The following is an 18,560-nucleotide window of genomic DNA, read 5'->3' as shown; positions in this document are numbered from 1 at the left end:
TGTGCGTTCCACCGTCGCATCCGGTCCCCCGGCCCGGACATCGGTGCCGACCCCCATTTCCGCGAGGGCCGGCACTTCTCGTGGCGGGGCTCAACTCCTGGTGAAGCGGTACGTCTTGCTGTCGGTCAGCACACAGAAGCCGGGTGAGACGACGATCACGCGCAGGGTTCCGGTGCGGCGGTCGTAGTCGATGCCCTCGGTCTCGAAGGAGCCGGAGCAGGAGCTGCGCAGGGGCAGTTGGCGCAGTGCCGTGACATGTCCGGTGACGTTCGCCGAGCCGGTCGGGGCGGCGGACAGGTCGACCTGGAGGAGCGGCTTGGTGTAGCCGAACAGGGTGCCGGCCGGGTCGTCGGAGGAGCACAGCAGCTGGGTGGCGGTCACGAAGTCGCAGCCCTGCACGTCCCGTACGGCGTGGTCGAGGGTGACGGTGGCCGCCTGCGGGAGGTTCGCGGAGGGGGAGGTGCTCGCGTTGACGCCGGGCGTGGGCAGGACCAGGAAGCGGGTCATGGTGCCCCACTCGCCGGTGAGCATCCACTGTCCGTCGGGCGAGATCGCGACCCAGGAGTTGTTGAGGGCCTCACCGGGGCTGAGGGTGTGGACGTACTCGGACCAGGTGCCGTCCGGTGCCTGCACGCGGTACATCTTCGCGGTGCCGGAGTCGGCCTGGTAGGGCTCGACGTAGTGGCCGTCGTAGGAGGCGTCGGGGTCGCCCACATGGTTCCAGCCCCGCGTGGAGACGCCGATGGGGATGGTGCCGATGCCGGTGTACCGGTTGGCGGAGTTGGCCGGGACCTCGACGGAGGTCAGGCCCTGGCTCTCGGTGAGCGGGTTGGCGCGGTCGGAACCCACCTCGGTCCAGGTGTCGGCGGCCGAGGCCGGCGGTGCGGCGGCCAGGAGGGCCGTCGCGGTGAGGGTGACGAGGGCGGCGAGGACCGCGCGCGAGCGCTGTCTGACGCGCAGGGGCATGGAGGGACTCCTGGGGCTCCTGGGGCGGGGGGTGAGGTGGCTCGGCGGACAGTCTGGCGCCCAGTCGCGGTCATGTACAGACCAAGTGGATGAACACGAGGGCGCCGAAAGGAAGCGGGCGGGCGTTCATCACCCCGGCGCGCTTCACCGGACGCGCGCCCCCGTGTTGAGGGATGGTGGAAGAACACCACCGCGTGGCCACAGAGACGGTTGCACGCGGTAGAACAAGGGGAGTCGGCACCGGGGTACGGCGTGCCGCGAGAACGGTCGAAGGCGGTTCGTGCAATGGGTGCAGCCGGAATACCCGCGTCCGAGGGCAGGGAGCCCCCGCGCGGTGCCGTACGGCCGAGCGGGCTGCTCGACGAGTTGGGCATGGCGTCGGTGGTCACGGACACCGAGGGACGCATCGTGCTGTGGAGCCCGCAGGCCGAGGAGTTGTTCGGCTACACCGCGCAGGAGGCCCTGGGGCAGTACGCGGCCCATCTGATGATCCACGAACAGCACGTCCACCTGGTCGCCAAGCTGTTCGCCGACGTCATGGAGACCGGCCAGAGCTGGGCCGGGGCCTTCCCGGTCCGGCACAAGGACGGCGGCACCAAGCTCGTGGAGTTCCGCAACATGCGGCTGCTGGACGACCGGGGGGACGTCTACGCGCTGGGGCTGTGCGCCGACCAGGAGACGGTGCGCCGCCTCGACCGGGACGTGGCCCTGTCCACCCGAATGGTCTCCCAGTCCCCGATCGGACTGGCCGTGCTGGACACCGAGCTGCGGTACGTCTCCGTGAACCCGGCCCTGGAACAGATGAACGGGGTCCCGGCCGCGGAGCACGTCGGGCGGAAGATCGGCGAGGTCCTCCCCCATCTCGACGTGACCGCCTTCGAGACCGCCGCCCTCGAGGTCATGCGGACCGGCACGCCGCTGGTCGACCAGCACACGGTCGGCCACACGCCCGCGGACCCCGACAACGAGCATGCCTGGTCGGTGTCCCTGTACCGGCTCGAGGACGCCAACGCAACCGTCCTCGGTGTGGCGAGCTCGGTCCTGGACGTCACCGAGCACCACCGGGCGACCGTGGCGGCCGAGGCGGCGCGGCGCAGGCTCGCGCTCGTCGCCGACGCCTCCGCCCGCATCGGCACCACGCTGGACCTCGACCGCACCGCCCGTGAGCTGGCTGGCGTGGCCGTGCCGGAGCTCGCGGACGTGGCGGCCGTGGACCTCCTGGAGGCGGTCGTGCAGGGCCGGCCGAGCACCCTGCGCCCGGCCGAGCCCGCCGTGATGCGCCCCCTGGCCGTCGAGGCGGCCGGTGTCCCCGAGGCGCTGCGCGCGGCGGACCCGCCCGGTCAGGTGGCCCACTACGCCCCCGAGCGCCTGGTCACCGAGTGCGTGCGCACCGGGAGGCCGGTGCTGGTGTCGCGGGTCGGTCCGGGCGACCTCGCCCGCATCAGCCGGTCCCCGGAGGCGGCCGTACTGCTGGGCAGGGCCGGGGTGCACTCCTACCTGGCCGTACCGCTGATCGCGCGCGGTGAGGTGCTCGGCGCGCTGGACCTCAAGCGGGTCGGCAACCCGGAGCCCTTCGGCGAGGACGACCTGCTGCTGGCCCGTGAGCTCGCGGCCCGCGCGGCCGTGCAGATCGACAACGCGCGCTGGTACCAGGACGCCCGCAACACCGCCCTCACCCTCCAGCGCAGCCTGCTCCCCAGCCACCCCTCGGTGACCGGCGGTCTGGAGGTCGCCTCCCGCTACCAGCCCGCGGGCGCCACCGCCGAGGTCGGCGGCGACTGGTTCGACGTGATCCCGCTGGACGGCGGGAAGACCGCGCTGGTCGTGGGCGACGTGATGGGCAGCGGCATCAACGCGGCCGCGACCATGGGCCGGCTGCGCACCGCCACCAACACCCTGGCCTCCCTGGACCTCGATCCGGCCAGGCTGCTCGAACACCTCGACCGGATCACCCAGGACCTGGACCACTCCATCGCCACCTGCGTGTACGCCGTGCACGATCCGCGGCTCGGCCAGTGCCGGATCGCCAACGCGGGGCATCTGCCTCCGGTACGACTGCGCGCGGGCCGTCCGCCCGAGCTGCTGGAGCTGCCCACAGGGGCACCGCTGGGCGTGGGCGGTGTCGCCTTCTCCACGACCACCGTCGACCTCGGACCCGGCGACCGGCTCGTTCTCTACACGGACGGTCTGGTCGAGACCCGCCAGCACCCCCTCGACGAGCGCCTGGACGCCCTCCTGGACCTCCTCGACTGCCCCGACTGCCCCCTGGAGGAGGCCTGCGACCTCCTGCTGCGCACCCTGCACCAGCCGGACAACTCCGACGACGTGGCCCTGCTGATCGCACGGGTCCAGACCCCCGAGCACTGAGCCGCACCCGAAACTCCGCGGCCCTCCGACGGACCACGCGAAGCACCGGACCAGCCCCCGGAGAGTCCCCGACCACGTTTGCGGCGGTCCGTGTCACGGGGACGGGGCCGACGACGGCAGGGCGGCGTCGCGGCGGGTCTCCCGCGGGGGCGTCTGGCGGCGGGGCAGCAGGAACGGTGTGGCCAGGAGCAGGAGGCCGGCGAGGGCGATGGCCTCGCGGGTTCCGGTGAAGCCGGCCAGCAGGCCCCACAGGGCGGTCAGGGCCGCGGTGAGGAGCTTGCCGGTCACCGACCAGGCGGAGAGGGTGCGGACCACCCGGTCCGTCGGTGTCATCTCCAGGCGGTGGGTGGCGAACACCGGGTTGAAGACGGCACAGGAGGTGATCACGCCCAGCTCGATGACCATGACGAGGAGCAGACCCGCCGCACCTGGACCGACGAAGGCCAGGCCCAGCGGCCAGCAGGCGCGCAGGACTCCCGAGGTGAGCAGGACCCGGTGCCGCCCGAACCGGGTCACCAGGGGGCGGGCGATCCGTGAGCCGAGGAGACCGCCGAGGCAGGGCACCGAGAAGGCGAGGGCGTACTGCCAGGCCGCGAAGCCCAGCGGGCCGAGCATGAGGACCGTGAGCAGCGGCACCGGCACCATGATCAGGGCGTTGACCAGGACCGTGTTGAAGAACAGCGGGCGCAGCGCGGGACTGGCCAGGATGTACCGCCAGCCCTCCAGGAGCGAACCCTTCGGGGCGCCGGTCGGGGCGGGTCGCGCCTCGCCGCCGCCGATCGCGCGAAGGCCCAGTGCCGACAGCAGATAGCTGACCGCGTCGGCCAGGACGGTCGTCACCGGGCCGAGCAGCCCGACGGCGGCACCGCCGAGGGGCGGGCCGACCACGATGGAGGTCCAGTTGGTGGCCTCGAAGCGCCCGTTGGCGACCAGCAGGTCCTCCGGGTCGAGCAGCGACTTGAGGAAGGCCCCGGACGCGGCGGTGAAGGTGATGTCCGCCGCCGCGACGAGCACGGACACGACCAGGAGCTGGACGTAACCGAGCACGCCGAGCGCGAAGGCGACGGGGATGCTCAGCAGGGCGGCGAACCGGGTGAGGTCCATCGTGACCATCACCGGTCTCTTGCGGCGGAACTCCACCCAGGGTCCGAGCGGCACCGCCACCGCCGCCCCCACGGCGAGGCCCGCGGCCGCCAGCAGGGACACCGCGGCCGGTCCGGCGTGCAGCACCAGGACGGCGATCATCGGGAAGGCCCCGAAGGACAGTGAGGTACCGAACGCGCTGACCGCGTAGGCGGCCCACAGCCACCCGAACCGCCGCCCCAGCGACCGCCTCCCGCCCACGCCCCGCCCCTTCGTCGACAACCCCGCGTTGAACCGGCGCCATCCAACCGAGTACGGTCCCGCAGATCAAACAACCGGCCCGGCGCACCGGCACAACCCCGGGTTGTGCCGAGGGCGGCCTAGGCTACCCGTATGGATCTCGACGCCGTACGTACGTTCGTCGCCGTGGCGGACGCGGGCCGCTTCCAGGATGCCGCCGACCGGCTGGCGGTCACCCAGCAGGCCGTGTCCAAGCGGGTCGCCGCGCTGGAGAAGGATCTCGGGGCGCGGTTGTTCACCCGCACCCCGCGCGGCGCCCGGCTGACCATCGACGGCCAGGCGTTCCTGCCGCACGCCCGCGACCTGCTGCGGGCCGCGGAGCGGGCGGCGGCCTCGGTCCGGCCCGGCAGCCGCGCCCTGCGGGTGGACGTGATCGGTCGCCGGCTCGCCCCCGCCGAGCTGCTGCGCGCCTTCCACCGCGCCCATCCCGGCGTCGAGCTCGACGTGGTCACGCTCTTCGACGCCGAGGCGGCCCTGGACGCTCTCCGGTCCGGCACGATCGACGCGTCCTTCCGCGCCGTACCCCAGGCCCAGGGCCTGTCGGCCGACGGCATCGAGTCCGTGCGCGTCTACGACGAACCGGTCCAGCTGCTCACCGGCCCCGACCACCCGCTCGCGACGGCCCGCTCGGTGACACCCGACCGGCTGGCCGGGCACCGGATCTGGATGCCCGGCCTGGTCACCGGGACCGAGTGGGGCACCTACTACGACGATCTGGCGGCCGCTTTCGGACTCACCATCGAGGTCACCGGGCCCGACTTCGGCACCGACCCCCTCCTCGACACGATCGCCGACTCACCGGCCCTGGCCACCCTGGTCGGCGAGCTGACCCGGCTGGTCTGGCCGTCCGACCAGGACCTGCGCCGCATCCCGGTGCACGGGCCCACACCCGTCTACCCGCACTCTCTGCTCTGGCGCGCCGACAACGCCCACCCGGTCCTCGACGCCCTCCGCTCCCACCTCCACCGCACCCGGCCGGACCTGCCGGACACCGGGACGTGGACCCCGAACTGGGCGTGACCGCCCGCCGCTAGGCCCTGATGCCGATCACGACCTGGGCGTAGAACTCCTCGGAGACCGCCAGGCGGGTCGTCAGACCGCTGCGGGTGAAGGCGTCGACGGCGGCGGGGGCCTGGCGGGCGCTGGTCTCGACGAGGAGACAGCCGGCCGGGGAGAGCCAGTCCAGGGCCTCGGCGGCCACCCGGCGCAGGAGGTCCAGGCCGTCCGTGCCGCCGTCCAGGGCGACCAGCGGCTCGTGGTCGCGGGCCTCGGAGGGCAGGAGAGCGACCTCGTCGGTGGGGACGTAGGGGACGTTGGCCGCCAGGATGTCGACGCGGCCGCGCAGCTCGGTGGGAAGGGCCTCGAAGAGGTCGCCCGTGTGGACGTGGCCGCCGGCCTCGGCGGTGTTGCGGCGGGCGCACTCGACGGCGGCCGGGTCGATGTCGGCGCAGTGCAGTTCGACCGGGCCGAGCGCGGCGGCGAGGGCCGCGCCGACGGCACCCGAGCCGCAGCACAGGTCCAGGACCACCGAGGCGGCCGGCGCCTGACCGAGGGCCTGCTCGACGAGGAACTCCGTGCGTCGGCGGGGCACGAACACCCCGGGGGCCACCGAGATCCGCAGTCCGCGGAACTCCGCCCAGCCGACGACGAGTTCGAGAGGGTGGCCGGCGACCCGGCGGTCCACCATGGCGGCCAGTTCGTCAGGGGTACGGGCGGCGGCGAGGATCAACCGGGCCTCGTCCTCGGCGAAGACACAGCCGGCCGTGCGGAGAGCCGCGGAGACCGAGTCGCCGGACGGGAAGCGGGGAGACAGGGAAGGCATGGGAGCCGGGGGCCTTTCGAGAGCCGAAGGGCGCTCCAGCGGTCACCTACCGGCGGTGATCCGCGCCGATGCGAGAGGGGAGCACCCGATCTGACACAGCGTTGATGGGTCTCACCCCCTCGGTACCTCACGGCCGGGACCTCCCGCGGCCGGACGGCCACCCTACCCCAGGGCACGATGAGTTGTACTGTGCAACCAGTGGCACTGTGAGGGAGGTCCGATGCGAGCAGCGGACAGGGCCGTGGAGACGATCCAGCACGAGATGACGGTGTTCGCGCGGCGGGCCCGGGCCTCGGCGAGCCGGTTGCACCCCGAGCTGTCCCTGGTGTCGTACACCCTCCTCGGACATCTGGAGGAGCGCGACGGCTGCCGTGCCACCGACCTGGCCGCCCACTACGCCCTGGACAAGTCCACCGTGAGCCGCCAGGTCGCCGCGCTGGAGCGGGCCGGGCTCATCGAGCGGCGCCCGGACCCGGCCGACCACCGGGTCCAGGTGCTGCATCTGACCGAGGCGGGCCGGAACATCCTCGGCCAGGTCACCGTGAGCCGCCGGGCCGCCGTGGGCGAGCGGCTGGCGGAGTGGTCCGAGGAGGACCTGGAGCGGTTCGCCGGGTATCTCGTGCGGTACAACTCCTGGTCCCGGTCCGGCTGAAGAGTTCTGCTGGAGCGCTCTGCTGACGGGTTCTGCCGGTCCGGTCCGCCTCAAGGGCGCTACGACACCGCCTCCGGCGACCGTTCGGGCACCCGTGCCGCCAGGAAGGCGGTCCGGCGGCGGAGCCGGAAGCCGAGCGACTCGTAGAGCCGGATGGCGTTGGTGTTGCGGGCACCGGTGTGCAGGAAGGGTGTCTCGCCGCGCTCCCGTATGCCGTGCGCCACGGCGAGGATCAGCCGGGTCGCCAGGCCCTGGCCGCGGGCGGCGGGGTCGGTGCAGACCGCGCTGATCTCGGTCCAGCCCGGCGGGTGCAGCCGCTCCCCCGCCATCGCGACCAGGGCGCCTTCCCTGCGGATGCCCAGGTAGGTGCCCATCTCGATGGTGCGGGGCAGGAAGGGGCCCGGCTGGGTGCGGGCGATCAGGTCGAGGATCTCGGGCACGTCGGCGGGGCCCAGGCGGACCGCCTCAGGGTCGGGCGCGGCGGCGACGCCGTCGTCCACGAGCTGTACGCCCTCGACGTGGAAGGTGATCTCCCAGCCCTCCGGCACCGCGCCCGCGTACGCCGTCAGCATCACCTCCGCGCCGGGACCGGCCTGGGCCGCGAGGTCGGCCCAGGCGCCGGCGTCGGGCTGGTCGGGGAGGGCGAGCCACGGCGACACGTCGGCGGGGTAGCGCAGGACCCGGCCGCGCTTCTCGGCGAAGTGGGCGTGCGGACCGGTGAGGGAGGCGAGGGCGGGGTTGTCGAGGACGTGCGGGGCGCTGCCGCTCGCCAGGGCCTGAGCAGAGTCGCCGGCGTGCCGTGTCTGACGGCCTCCGGGAACCTGCGCGGTCTCTCCGCCGTCCAGCTGCGCGTACGGGGTGTCGCTGCTCATCGGGCGACCTCGATCACGGTCTTGCCGCGGGCGTGGCCCTCCTCGACCGTGCGCAGCGCGTCGGCCGCCCGGTCCAGGGGAAACGTTCCGGTGATGTGCGGGTCCAGGTCACCGGCGACCACGAGCCGCGCGACCTCCTCCAGTACGGCCGCGTCGCGGGCCCGGACCACGCGGGCGCCGCCCAGCCGCCGGACGTCCTCATCCGAGGCCCCCGCGGTGATCAGCTTCGTCCGGTCGGTGAGCAACCCGGCGGCCTCGACGAGGACTTCACCACCCACGAGATCGTAGACGGCGTCCGGTGCGGTCGCCCGGGCCCGCTCGGCCCAGCCGGGTCCGGAGGCTACATGGACGGCGCCGAGCGACTGGACGAACTCCCTCTTGGCCTCGCTCGAGACGCCGACGACCTTCATACCGAGGGCCCGCGCGATCTGGACCGCGGCCGCGCCCACTCCTCCGCCCGCGCCCGTGACCAGCAGCGTGGCTCCCTCGGGCAGGTCGAGCTGGCGGACGCCGTCGTAGGCGGTCGCGGCGGCGACGGGCAGCGTGGCCGCGTCCGCGTGGGAGAGCTCGGCCGGCTTGTGCGCGGCGATGGCGACGGGGATCAGGGCGTACTCGGCGTAGCCGCCGGTGAGCGTGGAGCCGAAGACCTCGTCCCCGACCGCGAACCCCTCGACGCCCGCGCCGGTCCCCGCCACCACGCCGGAGACCTCGCTGCCGAACACGGCGGGGAAGACCCGCTCGCCGCTGTCGCCGGGCCGCACGTAGCCGGAGCGGATCTTCCAGTCGACCGGGTTCACGCCCGCCGCCCGGACAGCGACCAGGAGTTCGCCGGGGCCGGGGCTCGGCCGGTCCACGTCCACGAACGCCTCGGTCTCCGGACCGCCGTACCGCGTGAAGACGTACGCCTTGGGCATCTGCTTCCTCACTCTCCTCGTGCTGTCACCGGGGCAGCGACCCGGCACTCCAGCGCCAAGGAGCGGCGCGCGGCGGCTATTCCCGCAGCCGCGCGCTGTTCATACGGCCGCAATGATCGGGGCACTGACCTGGGCCGGAGCACCAGGGGCGAGAGCGTACGGTGGGTGCATGAACGTCACCCGAGGCTTCACGGGACGCCCCCGTGTCCACAACCCCGGACTGCCACCGGGCCAGTACGACGCGGGCGACGACTGGCCCGTGCTCTCCGCCGAGGTCACCCCCGACCTGTCGCCGGCCGACTGGACGTTCCGGGTCGACGGGCTGGTCGAACAACCCCGCACCTGGGACTGGGACGAGGCGCACGCACTGCCGTCGTCGGCCTACGAGGGTGACATCCACTGCGTGACGAGCTGGTCGAAGTTCGGTGTGCGGTTCGCGGGGGTCTCGCTGGACGCGTTCCTCGCCGAGGCGCGGCCCGATGCGTCGGCCACCCACGCCGTCGCCTACGCGCACACCGGGTACACCACGAACCTGCCGCTCGCGGACCTGACGGGCGGGCGGGCCTGGATCGTGTGGGAGTACGACGGCGAGCCCCTGCCCGCCGAACACGGTGGCCCGGCGCGGCTGCTGGTGCCGCACCTGTACTTCTGGAAGAGCGCCAAGTGGATCGCGGGCCTGACCCTGCTCGACCACGACGAACCCGGCTTCTGGGAGCAGAACGGCTATCACGCGCGGGGCAACCCGTGGGAGGAGCAGAGGTACGCCGGTGACTGAGACCTTCGTGCCCGCGACGCGGTTCGCCGTGCCCGGGCGGATCGCCGTCAGCAACCGGTCCGCCGCGCTGTGGCAGACCGCCACACTCACCGAGATCCGCCGGGAGACGCCGTACGCGTCCACGTTCCGCTTCGCGGTGCCCGGCTGGCAGGGGCATCTGCCCGGCCAGCATCTGATGCTGCGGCTCACCGCCCAGGACGGCTACACGGCCCAGCGGCACTACTCGATCGCGTCCCCGCCCGAGGACACCGGGCACATCGAGCTGACCCTGGACCACGTCGAGGACGGTGAGGTGTCCGGCTGGTTCCACACGGAGGCCGCGCCCGGTGACGAGATCGAGGTGCGGGGGCCGCTGAGCGGGTTCTTCGCCTGGCCCGGTGATCGGCCCGCGCTGCTGATCGGGGCCGGGTCCGGGGTCGTACCGCTGATGTCGATGGTGCGGCACCACCGGGCGCGCGGACTGTCCGTGCCGTTGCGACTGCTGGTGTCGGCGCGGGGGCCGGAGGAGCTCATCTACGCCCGGGAGTTCGGCGCCGAGACCACGACCGTGTTCACGCGGAGCGCGCCGGCGGGTGTGCCGGTAGGACGTATGACGGCCGCACATGTGGCGGCACTCCTGGCCGAACAGCCTGATGATGGGTGGGAGGCCTATGTGTGTGGATCCAACGCGTTCGCCGAGCACGCCTCGCGGCTTCTGTTGGCGGCGGGGCAGCCGGTGGACCGTATCCGGATCGAGCGGTTCGGCTGACAGGAGACGCGTGTGTGCACTCCGTGTGCAGGTGCGCTCCCCCACAAGTGAACAACGCCGGTTGAGGGGTACTACATCTTTGTGACCACTCACGGGCGTGCGTGGTGCGGAGGTCGACATGCGAACCCGGGTGCGCGGCTGGCGCTGGCGGCGCAATCCGCTCAGGCGTCGGTCCGACGTCGTCGAGGCGTGGACGGTACTGGCCGTCGCGGTGTTGTTGCTGCTGGCGGCCCCGCTGGCGGGCGCGGTCGTGGGCTGGTGGGCCCATGGTGACGCACAGGCGGTGGCCGACGAGCAGCGCGCGGACCGACATCGGGTGCGCGCGGAGGTGACCGGCGAGGTGCCGGACAGGCCGCCCACGGTCCAGGGCGGGCGCGAGCGCTCGTACCGGGTGGCGGTGCGCTGGACGCAGGCCGGGGCGACGAAGACGGCCACCGCGCGGGTCCCGGCCGGTACCGAACGGGGCGACAAGGTCGACGTGTGGTTCGACTCGCGCGGCCGGAGCGTGGGCCCGCCGCCCGACGAGACCGCGATCTGGCAGCACACCCTGACGATGGGCGCCTGCGGGGCGGGCGGCGCTGTCGCCCTGATCCTGCTCGGCCACTCCGTCGTCCGGGCCGCCGCCCACCGCCACCGCCTCAGCGAGTGGGAACGCGACTGGGCCCTCACCGAGCCCCAGTGGACCCGCCGCCGGGCCTGACCCCGCACCGTCTCTGACCAGCGGATCCACGGGCTGTCGACGGGTTCGGGCCGTGGTCGGACGATCACCGAAGGTCTGGCGATTCGTCCGGCCACGCACGTACGGTGTGATCATCCCGCACGTCCCTTCGCAAAGGCGGTCCTGCATGGCACTGTTCGACCTCCCCCTCGACGAACTGCGCGAGTACCGCAGCGAGTCCGCCGAGCCCGAGGATTTCGACGCGTTCTGGTCCAAGACACTTCAGGAGGCCCGCGAGCACGACCTGGACGCCCGTTTCGAGCTCGTCGACACCGGCCTGTCCACGGTCAAGGTGTACGACGTGACCTTCGCCGGGTTCGGCGGCCAGCCGGTCAGGGGCTGGTTCACCATCCCCACCGAGGTCTCCGCGCCGGTGCCGGTGGTCGTGGAGTTCATCGGGTACGGCGGCGGGCGCGGACTTCCGCACGAGCATCTGCTGTGGGCGTCCTCGGGCCGGGCGCACTTCGTGATGGACACCCGGGGGCAGGGCAGTGCCTGGGGCGGCGGTGGCGGCACCGCGGACCCGCAGGGCGGCGCCCCCGCGTACCCCGGTTTCATGACCCGGGGCATCGACGCTCCCGAGAACTACTACTACCGGCGGGTGTTCACGGACGCGGTGCGCGCGGTGGAGGCGGCCCGCTCGCACCCGCTGACCGACGCCGCGCGCACGGTCGTGCTCGGTGGCAGCCAGGGCGGGGGCATCTCGATCGCGGTCGGCGGTCTGGTGCCGGACCTGGCGGCGGTCGCGCCGGACGTGCCGTTCCTGTGCGACTTCCCGCGCGCGGCGACGCTCACGGACCGGCACCCGTACCGGGAGATCGGCCTCTATCTCAAGACGCACCGCGGCCGCTTCCAGGACGTCCTGGGCACCCTCGCCTACTTCGACGGTGTGCACTTCGCGAGCCGCGGTCGCGCGCCCGCGCTCTTCTCGGCGGCCCTGGAGGACCAGACCTGCCCGCCCTCCACCGTCTTCGCGGCCTTCAACGCCTGGGGCCACCAGGACAAGCAGATCGAGGTCTACGACTTCAACGACCACGAGGGCGGCGGTCCCTTCCAGGAGGCGGCGAAGCTGCGCTGGCTGCGCGCCCTCGCGTGAGTCCCGTCTGAGACCTTCCCTCCGGTCCGACCAGTCGGTATGTTCGGCGGATCCGGGTCGCGGCGTGGCGGCCCGGACGTCCGGCGACGACGGAGGACCCATGTCCGAGCACCAGTCAGTTGTCCACGGCCACTGTGACGCACGTTTCGCGGCGGTGCGGACGGCGTTCGAGGTGAACTTCCGGGACCGTGCCGAGCTGGGCGCCGCGGTGAGCGTCTCGGTCGGCGGCGAAACGGTGGTGGACCTGTGGGGCGGCTGGGCCGACGCGGCCCGCACCCGACCGTGGGAGCGGGACACGCTGGTCAACGTGTGGTCGACGACGAAGGGCCCGACCGCCCTGTGCGCCCACGTCCTCGCCGACCGGGGCCTGCTCGATCTCGACGCTCCGGTGGCCGTGTACTGGCCCGAGTTCGCGGCGGCGGGCAAGGAGAAGGTGCTCGTACGGCACCTGCTCTCGCACCGGGCCGGGCTGTCCGGCCTGCGGGAGCCCCACTCCCTCGCCGAGCTCTGCGACTGGGAGCTGACGACACGGCGACTGGCGGCGACCGAGCCCTGGTGGGAGCCCGGCACGGTGTCCGGCTACCACGCCTTCACCTACGGCTTCCTGGTCGGGGAGGTCGTCCGACGGGTCTCGGGGCTGCTGCCGGGCGCCTTCCTGGAGCAGGAGGTGACGGGGCCGCTCGGCATCGACTTCACGATCGGCCTGCCGGAGAAGGAGGCCGGGCGGGCCGCCGAGCTGGTGCATCCGCCGGTGGTGTCGACCAGCGAACAGGCGGCGGTCTTCGCCCAGTTGGCGCCGGCCGCCATCGCCGCGCTGACCAACCCGGTGGCGGGAGCGGCGGAGGCGAACACGCCCGAGTGGCGGGCCGCCGAGATCCCCGCCGCGAACGGCCACGGCACGGCCCGGGCCGTCGCCGCGCTCTACGGGATCTTCGCGGGCCGGGGCTCCTGGGGCGGTCACCGCGTCCTGTCCCCGGAGGCGGCCGAGCGGGTGCGCGAGAGCCAGGGCCGCTGCCGTGACCTGGTGCTCGGCGCCGGTCTGGGGAACGACACGGAACTCGGGCTCGGGCTGTGGCTCAGCGGGGCCGAGGGCTCGTACGGTCCCAATCCGCGGGCCTTCGGACACGACGGCTTCGGCGGTTCGTGCGGTCTCGCCGACCCGGAGTCCGGGGTGTCCCTGGGGTATGTGATGAACCGGATGGGCCCCCACATCGCCAACGACCCGCGCAAGACGGCCCTGGTCGACGCGTTGTACAGCGCGCTGTGACCGCGGGTTCCGCTCGGCGGCGCTACGGACGCCCGCCGCGCACCACGCGGGACTGACGGCCCAGGGCGAGGAGGCGGCCGTCCGCGGCCCAGACGGCACTGTCGTCAACGGCCCAGCCGGCGCCCGCGTGGTCGGTGCGGATCCGGACCAGGGCCCAGCCCCCGAGGAGGCTTTCGCTGTCGTCCAGGACGTCGGTGAAGTGGACGGTGAGCTCCGCGCTCGGCACCGGGCGCGGGACGTCCCAGACGGCGTACAGCGCGGGCGGCAGCACATCGGTGAGGGTGACGACGGCCGGTGCGTCCAGCGGCCGGCCGTCCAGGAAGCGCACCCAGGCGAGCAGCTCGGCCCGGTCACCGCCGGCCAGGGGCAGGTCGGGGCCGGCGGGCCGTATCTCCAACTGCCGTGCGAAGGGCGCCAGATGGCCGGGCAGTCGCACGGTCCGGCAGCCGTTCGGGCCCGGCACGTCCGGGGCGGACTGTCCGTCGTACGCCACCCCGGGCCGCCCCTCGCCGAACAGGGCCGAGCCGACGACGACCGGCAGGCCGTCCTGGTGGCCGGAGAAGACACAGGCGGCGGTGCGCCGCCCGGAGGCGGGCGCGGTGCCCGAGACGTGCAGCGGGCCGGCGTCCGCCGGGGCCAGGAAGTGCGTGGTCAGGGTGCGGACCGGCCGGGCTCCCCCGGCGAACCGCGAGCGGACGGCTGCCAGGGCGACGGCGGCGACATGGCCGCCGTGCGCCCCTTCCCAGGACCGCCACTGGGGGTCGATCCGGCTCTCGTGCTCGGTGGAGGTGGTCACGCGCCTCACCATAACCTGGTGAGTTGGAAAATCAAACGGATAAGTTGGAAATCCAGACCTACCAGCCTGACCGACTAAGCGGGCCGTCGTGCCACGACCATCCGGACCCGGGGGCTGCCGTCCCGCCGCTCGCCGAACTCGCGCAGGGCGTGCAGCTCCACCTCGAGCCCGGCCCACTCCAGTTCCCGCCGGACGTCCCCGAGCCGGAAGTCGCGGTAGTACATGACGAACGGGGGCCGCCACAGGGCGTTGCGCACCCGCATCACGACGTCGAAGCCGAGCAGCATCCAGTACGCCGGGGACGAGGGGCGCGGCGGGGCGACGATCGGGAAGGCGAAGCAGCCGCCCGGCCGGAGCACCCGCCGGGCCTGGGCGAACAGGCCGGGCAGCTCGGGCGGCAGGAAGTGCCCGAAGGCCCCGAAGCTGACGACCAGGTCGAAGGAGCCGTCGGCGAACGGCAGGGTGCGCGCGTCCCCCCGCACCCAGGACACGCGCGGCCCCCGTGACCTGGTCCGCTCCCGGGCCACGTCGAGCATCCCGGCACTGAAGTCGACGCCGGTGACGCTCTCCTCGCAGACCCGGGCCAGCACACCGACACCGGCACCGGTGCCGCAGCACAGGTCGAGCCCGGTGTCGAAGGAGCCCAGCCGGCGCAGCGCCGACGCCACCGCGTCCAGGACGGAGTCGGGCGTGCGGAAGGGGGTGTGGTCGAACTTGGGGGCGAGCAGGTCGTAGCCGCGCTCGACGGACGACAGCGCCTGGACGGCGAGTTCGCGGAGGCTGGGGCCTTCTGGGCTGAACATCGCGACAGCTTAGGCGAGTCAGGTGTGCGCGGTGCGCGCCTCGAGGATCACGAGAGCGCGTTCACACCAGCGCACGGTCTCGCCCTCCAGGGCGATGCCGCCCAGCAGGGTGAGATAGGGGCCGATGCGCTCGGCGTCCCGCAGGTACTCGTCCTCGGTGCGGCCGTCCAGGAACCGTTCGCGTACGCGCTCGTAGCGGGCGAGCTTTCCGCGCGCCCAGGACAGGCGCTCCTCGAACAGGGCCCGGGTGGCCTCGGGGTCGGTGCCGTCCATGGCCTGGATCTTGATGAGGAACTCGTCGCGGAGGGCGGCCGGCCTGCGGGGCGGTTCACCGGCGAAGGTGCCCAGCTCACGGCGGCCGGTCTCGGTGAGGGTGAACAGCCGCTTGTTGGGCCTGCGTTCCTGCTGGACCACCCGGGCCTCGATCAGCCCGTCCTGGGCCAGGCGCTCCAGTTCCCGGTAGAGCTGCTGCGGGGTCGCCGGCCAGAAGTTCGCCAGGGAGACGTCGAAGACCTTCGACAGTTCGTAGCCCGAGGCCTCGCCCTCCAGCAGGGCCGCCAGGACGGCGTACTTGAGCGACATGTGGACACGCTAACAGCCGAGTGACTAATCTACTCCGCACCTACTCAACAAATTGACTACGGAGGTCGCCGATGCGAGCGTTCCGAGAAGCGGTGGAGGCGGGCGACCTCGACGCCGTCGAGGCGCTGCTGGCCGAGAACGTGGTCTTCACGAGCCCGGTGGTGTTCAAGCCGTACGAGGGCAAGGCCATCACGGCGGCGATCCTGAACACGGTGGTGAAGGTCTTCCAGGACTTCCGCTACGTGAGCGAGCTGAGCAGCGAGGACGGCCGCGACCATGCCCTGGTGTTCTCGACGCGGGTGGGCGAACGGGCGCTGGACGGCTGCGACTTCCTCCATCTCGACGAGAACGGTCTGATCGACCGGTTCATGGTGATGGTCCGCCCGCTGTCGGCCGCGCAGGCCCTGGCGGCGGAGATGGGCGCACGGTTCGAGGAGATCGCGAAAGAGGCGGAGGCGCGGGTCGCCGCCTCCTGAACCCGCCTCTACACCGAGCGGCACTCCGCGAGACGCCTTTCGAGGAAGCCGCGCTCGGCGTCGTTCTCCACCAGGTCCAGCGCCCGCTCGTACGCCCGGGCCGCCTCCTTCGTACGGCCGCTGCGGCGCAGCAGGTCGGCGCGGGTGGCCGGGAGCAGGTGGTAACCGCTCAGTTCACCCTCCCGCTCCAGTTCGGCGACCAACTCCAGCCCCGCGTCGGCTCCTTGGGACATGCCGACGGCCACCGCGCGGTTGAGGCGGACCACCGGCGAGGGCACGAAGCGCTGCAACTCGCCGTAGAGGGCGGCGATGTCGGCCCAGTCGGTGTCCTGCGCGGTGGGTGCCGTGGTGTGACAGGCGGCGATGGCCGCCTGGATCTGGTACGGCCCGGGGCGGCCCCGGCGCAACGCGGTCTCCAGGAGCCCGGCGCCTTCCTCGACCTCGGCGTGGTCCCACGCGCTGCGGTCCTGGTCCTCCAGGGTGACCAGGTCGCCGTCGTCGTCCACGCGGGTGTCCCGGCGGGCGTCGTGCAGCAGGAGCAGCGCGAGCAGGCCGAGGGCCTCGGGCTCGTCGGGCATCAGGCGCGCCAGGACCCGGGCCAGCCGGATCGCCTCCGCGCACAGGCTCCGCCGTACGAGGTCGACACCCGAGGTGGCCGCGTACCCCTCGTTGAAGAGCAGGTAGATCACCCCGAGCACGCCCCTGGTGCGCTCCGGCAGCAGATGGGCGGGCGGCACGCGGTACGGGATGCCCGCGTTGCGGATCTTCTTCTTGGCGCGCACCAGGCGCTGCGCCATCGTCGCCTCCGGGACCAGGAAGGCGCGGGCGATCTCCGGGGTGGTCAGCCCGGCGAGGGTGCGCAGGGTCAGGGCGACCCGGGCCTCGATGTGCAGCGCGGGATGGCAGCAGGTGAAGATCAGGCGCAGTCGGTCGTCCTCGACCCCGCTGTCGTCGTACGGCTCCTCGGGGGCCGTGAGCATCGCCGCCTCCTGTAGTTTCCGCGCTCCGACGGCCTCCCGGCGCAGCACGTCCATGGCCCGGTGGCGGGCGGTCGTGGTGAGCCAGGCGCCGGGGCGGCGCGGGACTCCGTCGCGCCGCCACCGGTCGAGGGCCTGGGTGAAGGCGTCCTGCGCGCACTCCTCGGCGAGGTCCCAGTCGCCGGTCACCCGGATCAGGGTGGCGACGACCTGGCCCCACTCCTCGCGGAAGGCGGCGGCGACGGCTTCCTCCGGGGTCACTCCCACACGGGCCGCACTTCCACCGAGCCGCCCCGGAGCGCCGCCGGGTGCCGGGACGCGAGGGAGATGGCCTCGTCGAGATCGGCGACCTCGATGATGTCGATGCCGGCGATGTACTCCTTGGACTCGACGAACGGGCCGTCGGTGAGCAGGACCTCGTCACCCTGGACGCGCACGGTGGTGGCGTCGGAGGCGGGACGCAGCCGGGCACCGCCCTTGACCAGGTCCCGGGTGCGGACCTCGTGGATGTACGAGGTGAACCGGGGGTCCGCGGCGATCTCGGCGGGGCTGAGCTCCTCGCCGTCGACCGGGGTGCAGATCAGCAGCACGTACTTCATGACGTGGCCTCCGTGACGTGCTCGTGGACGATCAGCCAGCGCGGGCCGACGTTGCGGTAGCCGGTGGTGACGCGCCGGAGCCCGCCGCCGGTGCGGACGAGGGCGTGGCCGAAGGCGATGCTCTCGTCGACGTGGATCGCGAACTCCAGGACCTCGCCGACGACCGGCCCGGTCTCCGACCAGGCCTTGCGGAGTGCCTCGACACCCCGCTCCACGCGACCGTCCGCCACGACCTGCGCGTCGCGCGCGTAGCAGGCGAGGGCCCGCTCGACGTCCCCGGCGCGGGCCGCGTCCGTCAGTTCGGCGTCCAGACGCCGGATCTCGCCCTCGGCGTCCTCGTCCTCCCAGAACGGGCGCACCTCCATGGCGCCGACGGTGGCGACAGGGTGCTTGGCGGCGGCCTCCAGGGCTTCCTCCAGGCTGTCGCACTCCAGGATGTCGAAGCCGGCGACGTACTCCTTGGTCTCCGCGAACGGGCCGTCCGTGCGCAGCACCTCACCGCCGCGCACCCGGACGGTGACCGCGTCGGCGGGCTCGGCGAGCCGGTGCCCGTGCAGCCGTACGCCACGGTCGCCGAGCTCGTCGACCCAGGGTTCGACGGGGGCCATGTCCGAGGCGTCGTTGGTGTCGTCGCCGCAGACGAGCAGCATGTACTTCATGGTTCCTCCCGGTCCTCATGAGCTTCCTACACCCCACCGACGAACGGGACCGAGGCGAATCGACACCGGCCGCGGAAAAAATCGGAGC

Annotated in this window: 20 protein-coding genes; 9 read left to right on the top strand and 11 right to left on the bottom strand. The window is 72.9% G+C overall.

The annotated features are described in order from the left end of the window. Positions 1-90: 90 nt before the first annotated feature. On the bottom strand, positions 91-966 hold the full coding sequence (locus IF54_RS0130465) for a hypothetical protein (RefSeq protein WP_030324577.1): 876 nt from the start codon (positions 964-966) through the stop codon (positions 91-93). A 285-nt stretch (positions 967-1,251) separates the two neighbouring features. Between IF54_RS0130465 and IF54_RS0130455 the strand changes: the two genes are divergently transcribed. Next, positions 1,252-3,333, top strand: a complete 2,082-nt coding sequence (locus tag IF54_RS0130455) for a SpoIIE family protein phosphatase (RefSeq protein WP_051735593.1) — start codon at positions 1,252-1,254, stop codon at positions 3,331-3,333. 93 nt (positions 3,334-3,426) lie between these two features. Here the strand turns inward: IF54_RS0130455 and IF54_RS0130450 are convergent, their stop codons facing one another. Then, the gene (locus IF54_RS0130450) at positions 3,427-4,677 is read right to left on the bottom strand and encodes an MFS transporter (protein ID WP_030324574.1); all 1,251 of its coding nucleotides are present in this window, start codon (positions 4,675-4,677) and stop codon (positions 3,427-3,429) included. 132 nt (positions 4,678-4,809) lie between these two features. Here IF54_RS0130450 and IF54_RS0130445 point away from each other — a divergent pair, with 132 nt between their 5' ends. After that, positions 4,810-5,736 carry a LysR family transcriptional regulator gene (locus IF54_RS0130445; protein WP_030324573.1) on the top strand — a complete coding sequence of 309 codons (927 nt, stop codon included), beginning with the start codon at positions 4,810-4,812 and terminating at the stop codon, positions 5,734-5,736. Between the two features lie 10 nt (positions 5,737-5,746). Here IF54_RS0130445 and IF54_RS0130440 read toward each other — a convergent pair whose 3' ends face one another. After that, positions 5,747-6,538: a putative protein N(5)-glutamine methyltransferase gene (locus IF54_RS0130440; RefSeq protein WP_030324570.1), complete on the bottom strand. Its 792-nt coding sequence runs from the start codon at positions 6,536-6,538 to the stop codon at positions 5,747-5,749. Between the two features lie 220 nt (positions 6,539-6,758). Here IF54_RS0130440 and IF54_RS0130435 point away from each other — a divergent pair, with 220 nt between their 5' ends. Next, positions 6,759-7,190 (top strand): MarR family winged helix-turn-helix transcriptional regulator, encoded by a 432-nt coding sequence (locus IF54_RS0130435; RefSeq protein WP_030324568.1) that lies wholly within the window; start codon positions 6,759-6,761, stop codon positions 7,188-7,190. A gap of 59 nt (positions 7,191-7,249) precedes the next feature. Here the strand turns inward: IF54_RS0130435 and IF54_RS0130430 are convergent, their stop codons facing one another. Both IF54_RS0130430 and IF54_RS0130425 read right to left on the bottom strand, forming a co-directional pair. Continuing rightward, the gene (locus IF54_RS0130430) at positions 7,250-8,062 is read right to left on the bottom strand and encodes a GNAT family N-acetyltransferase (protein WP_078852168.1); all 813 of its coding nucleotides are present in this window, start codon (positions 8,060-8,062) and stop codon (positions 7,250-7,252) included. Continuing rightward, the gene (locus IF54_RS0130425) at positions 8,059-8,976 is read right to left on the bottom strand and encodes an NADP-dependent oxidoreductase (RefSeq protein ID WP_030324564.1); all 918 of its coding nucleotides are present in this window, start codon (positions 8,974-8,976) and stop codon (positions 8,059-8,061) included. The genes IF54_RS0130430 and IF54_RS0130425 overlap by 4 nt, the downstream gene beginning before the upstream one ends. A 169-nt stretch (positions 8,977-9,145) precedes the next feature. On the opposite strand from IF54_RS0130425, the gene IF54_RS0130420 reads away from it, so the two are divergent. The 5 genes from IF54_RS0130420 to IF54_RS0130400 all read left to right on the top strand — a co-directional run bounded on the left by IF54_RS0130420 (position 9,146) and on the right by IF54_RS0130400 (position 13,580). Beyond that, on the top strand, positions 9,146-9,751 hold the full coding sequence (locus IF54_RS0130420; RefSeq protein ID WP_030324559.1) for a sulfite oxidase-like oxidoreductase: 606 nt from the start codon (positions 9,146-9,148) through the stop codon (positions 9,749-9,751). Further along, positions 9,744-10,499 carry a ferredoxin reductase gene (locus tag IF54_RS0130415; protein WP_030324558.1) on the top strand — a complete coding sequence of 252 codons (756 nt, stop codon included), beginning with the start codon at positions 9,744-9,746 and terminating at the stop codon, positions 10,497-10,499. The genes IF54_RS0130420 and IF54_RS0130415 overlap by 8 nt, the downstream gene beginning before the upstream one ends. A gap of 118 nt (positions 10,500-10,617) precedes the next feature. Then, the gene (locus IF54_RS0130410) at positions 10,618-11,199 is read left to right on the top strand and encodes a hypothetical protein (protein ID WP_030324555.1); all 582 of its coding nucleotides are present in this window, start codon (positions 10,618-10,620) and stop codon (positions 11,197-11,199) included. Between the two features lie 145 nt (positions 11,200-11,344). Further along, a complete protein-coding gene (locus IF54_RS0130405) occupies positions 11,345-12,313 on the top strand; it encodes an acetylxylan esterase (RefSeq protein WP_030324554.1) in 969 nt (322 codons plus the stop codon). Between the two features lie 100 nt (positions 12,314-12,413). After that, a complete protein-coding gene (locus IF54_RS0130400; protein ID WP_030324552.1) occupies positions 12,414-13,580 on the top strand; it encodes an EstA family serine hydrolase in 1,167 nt (388 codons plus the stop codon). A 22-nt stretch (positions 13,581-13,602) separates the two neighbouring features. Here IF54_RS0130400 and IF54_RS0130395 read toward each other — a convergent pair whose 3' ends face one another. The 3 genes from IF54_RS0130395 to IF54_RS0130385 form a co-directional block, all read right to left on the bottom strand. Next, on the bottom strand, positions 13,603-14,376 hold the full coding sequence (locus IF54_RS0130395) for an acyl-CoA thioesterase (protein WP_030324545.1): 774 nt from the start codon (positions 14,374-14,376) through the stop codon (positions 13,603-13,605). Positions 14,377-14,450: 74 nt separating this feature from the next. Continuing rightward, positions 14,451-15,179 (bottom strand): class I SAM-dependent methyltransferase, encoded by a 729-nt coding sequence (locus IF54_RS0130390; protein WP_030324543.1) that lies wholly within the window; start codon positions 15,177-15,179, stop codon positions 14,451-14,453. Positions 15,180-15,197: 18 nt separating this feature from the next. Further along, on the bottom strand, positions 15,198-15,761 hold the full coding sequence (locus tag IF54_RS0130385) for a PadR family transcriptional regulator (protein WP_030324541.1): 564 nt from the start codon (positions 15,759-15,761) through the stop codon (positions 15,198-15,200). A gap of 71 nt (positions 15,762-15,832) precedes the next feature. Here IF54_RS0130385 and IF54_RS0130380 point away from each other — a divergent pair, with 71 nt between their 5' ends. Then, positions 15,833-16,237 (top strand): nuclear transport factor 2 family protein, encoded by a 405-nt coding sequence (locus IF54_RS0130380; protein WP_030324538.1) that lies wholly within the window; start codon positions 15,833-15,835, stop codon positions 16,235-16,237. A gap of 8 nt (positions 16,238-16,245) precedes the next feature. Here IF54_RS0130380 and IF54_RS0130375 read toward each other — a convergent pair whose 3' ends face one another. The 3 genes from IF54_RS0130375 to IF54_RS0130365 are packed head-to-tail and all read right to left on the bottom strand — an operon-like array spanning position 16,246 to position 18,472. Continuing rightward, entirely contained in the window at positions 16,246-17,475 is a 1,230-nt protein-coding gene (locus IF54_RS0130375; protein ID WP_030324535.1) for an RNA polymerase sigma factor, read from the bottom strand. Further along, entirely contained in the window at positions 17,472-17,813 is a 342-nt protein-coding gene (locus tag IF54_RS0130370; protein ID WP_030324534.1) for a YciI family protein, read from the bottom strand. The genes IF54_RS0130375 and IF54_RS0130370 overlap by 4 nt, the downstream gene beginning before the upstream one ends. After that, the gene (locus tag IF54_RS0130365; RefSeq protein WP_030324531.1) at positions 17,810-18,472 is read right to left on the bottom strand and encodes a YciI family protein; all 663 of its coding nucleotides are present in this window, start codon (positions 18,470-18,472) and stop codon (positions 17,810-17,812) included. The genes IF54_RS0130370 and IF54_RS0130365 overlap by 4 nt, the downstream gene beginning before the upstream one ends. Between the last annotated feature and the right edge of the window lie 88 nt (positions 18,473-18,560).

Origin of the sequence: Streptomyces sp. NRRL B-3229, assembly GCF_000719505.1 — a bacterium.
Taxonomy (GTDB): domain Bacteria; phylum Actinomycetota; class Actinomycetes; order Streptomycetales; family Streptomycetaceae; genus Streptomyces; species Streptomyces griseorubiginosus.
Note: the sequence above shows the minus strand (reverse complement) of the source record. Positions and strands in the feature narration are given on the sequence as shown.

What these genes read in the sequence shown, in the direction of transcription:
- IF54_RS0130465 (WP_030324577.1), bottom strand. Translation starts at nt 966, where the DNA reads ATGCCCCTGCGCGTCAGACAGCGCTCGCGCGCGGTCCTCGCCGCCCTC.
- IF54_RS0130455 (WP_051735593.1), top strand. Translation starts at nt 1,252, where the DNA reads ATGGGTGCAGCCGGAATACCCGCGTCCGAGGGCAGGGAGCCCCCGCGC.
- IF54_RS0130445 (WP_030324573.1), top strand. Translation starts at nt 4,810, where the DNA reads ATGGATCTCGACGCCGTACGTACGTTCGTCGCCGTGGCGGACGCGGGC.
- IF54_RS0130440 (WP_030324570.1), bottom strand. Translation starts at nt 6,538, where the DNA reads ATGCCTTCCCTGTCTCCCCGCTTCCCGTCCGGCGACTCGGTCTCCGCG.
- IF54_RS0130435 (WP_030324568.1), top strand. Translation starts at nt 6,759, where the DNA reads ATGCGAGCAGCGGACAGGGCCGTGGAGACGATCCAGCACGAGATGACG.
- IF54_RS0130430 (WP_078852168.1), bottom strand. Translation starts at nt 8,062, where the DNA reads ATGAGCAGCGACACCCCGTACGCGCAGCTGGACGGCGGAGAGACCGCG.
- IF54_RS0130425 (WP_030324564.1), bottom strand. Translation starts at nt 8,976, where the DNA reads ATGCCCAAGGCGTACGTCTTCACGCGGTACGGCGGTCCGGAGACCGAG.
- IF54_RS0130420 (WP_030324559.1), top strand. Translation starts at nt 9,146, where the DNA reads ATGAACGTCACCCGAGGCTTCACGGGACGCCCCCGTGTCCACAACCCC.
- IF54_RS0130410 (WP_030324555.1), top strand. Translation starts at nt 10,618, where the DNA reads ATGCGAACCCGGGTGCGCGGCTGGCGCTGGCGGCGCAATCCGCTCAGG.
- IF54_RS0130405 (WP_030324554.1), top strand. Translation starts at nt 11,345, where the DNA reads ATGGCACTGTTCGACCTCCCCCTCGACGAACTGCGCGAGTACCGCAGC.
- IF54_RS0130400 (WP_030324552.1), top strand. Translation starts at nt 12,414, where the DNA reads ATGTCCGAGCACCAGTCAGTTGTCCACGGCCACTGTGACGCACGTTTC.
- IF54_RS0130390 (WP_030324543.1), bottom strand. Translation starts at nt 15,179, where the DNA reads ATGTTCAGCCCAGAAGGCCCCAGCCTCCGCGAACTCGCCGTCCAGGCG.
- IF54_RS0130385 (WP_030324541.1), bottom strand. Translation starts at nt 15,761, where the DNA reads ATGTCGCTCAAGTACGCCGTCCTGGCGGCCCTGCTGGAGGGCGAGGCC.
- IF54_RS0130380 (WP_030324538.1), top strand. Translation starts at nt 15,833, where the DNA reads ATGCGAGCGTTCCGAGAAGCGGTGGAGGCGGGCGACCTCGACGCCGTC.
- IF54_RS0130370 (WP_030324534.1), bottom strand. Translation starts at nt 17,813, where the DNA reads ATGAAGTACGTGCTGCTGATCTGCACCCCGGTCGACGGCGAGGAGCTC.
- IF54_RS0130365 (WP_030324531.1), bottom strand. Translation starts at nt 18,472, where the DNA reads ATGAAGTACATGCTGCTCGTCTGCGGCGACGACACCAACGACGCCTCG.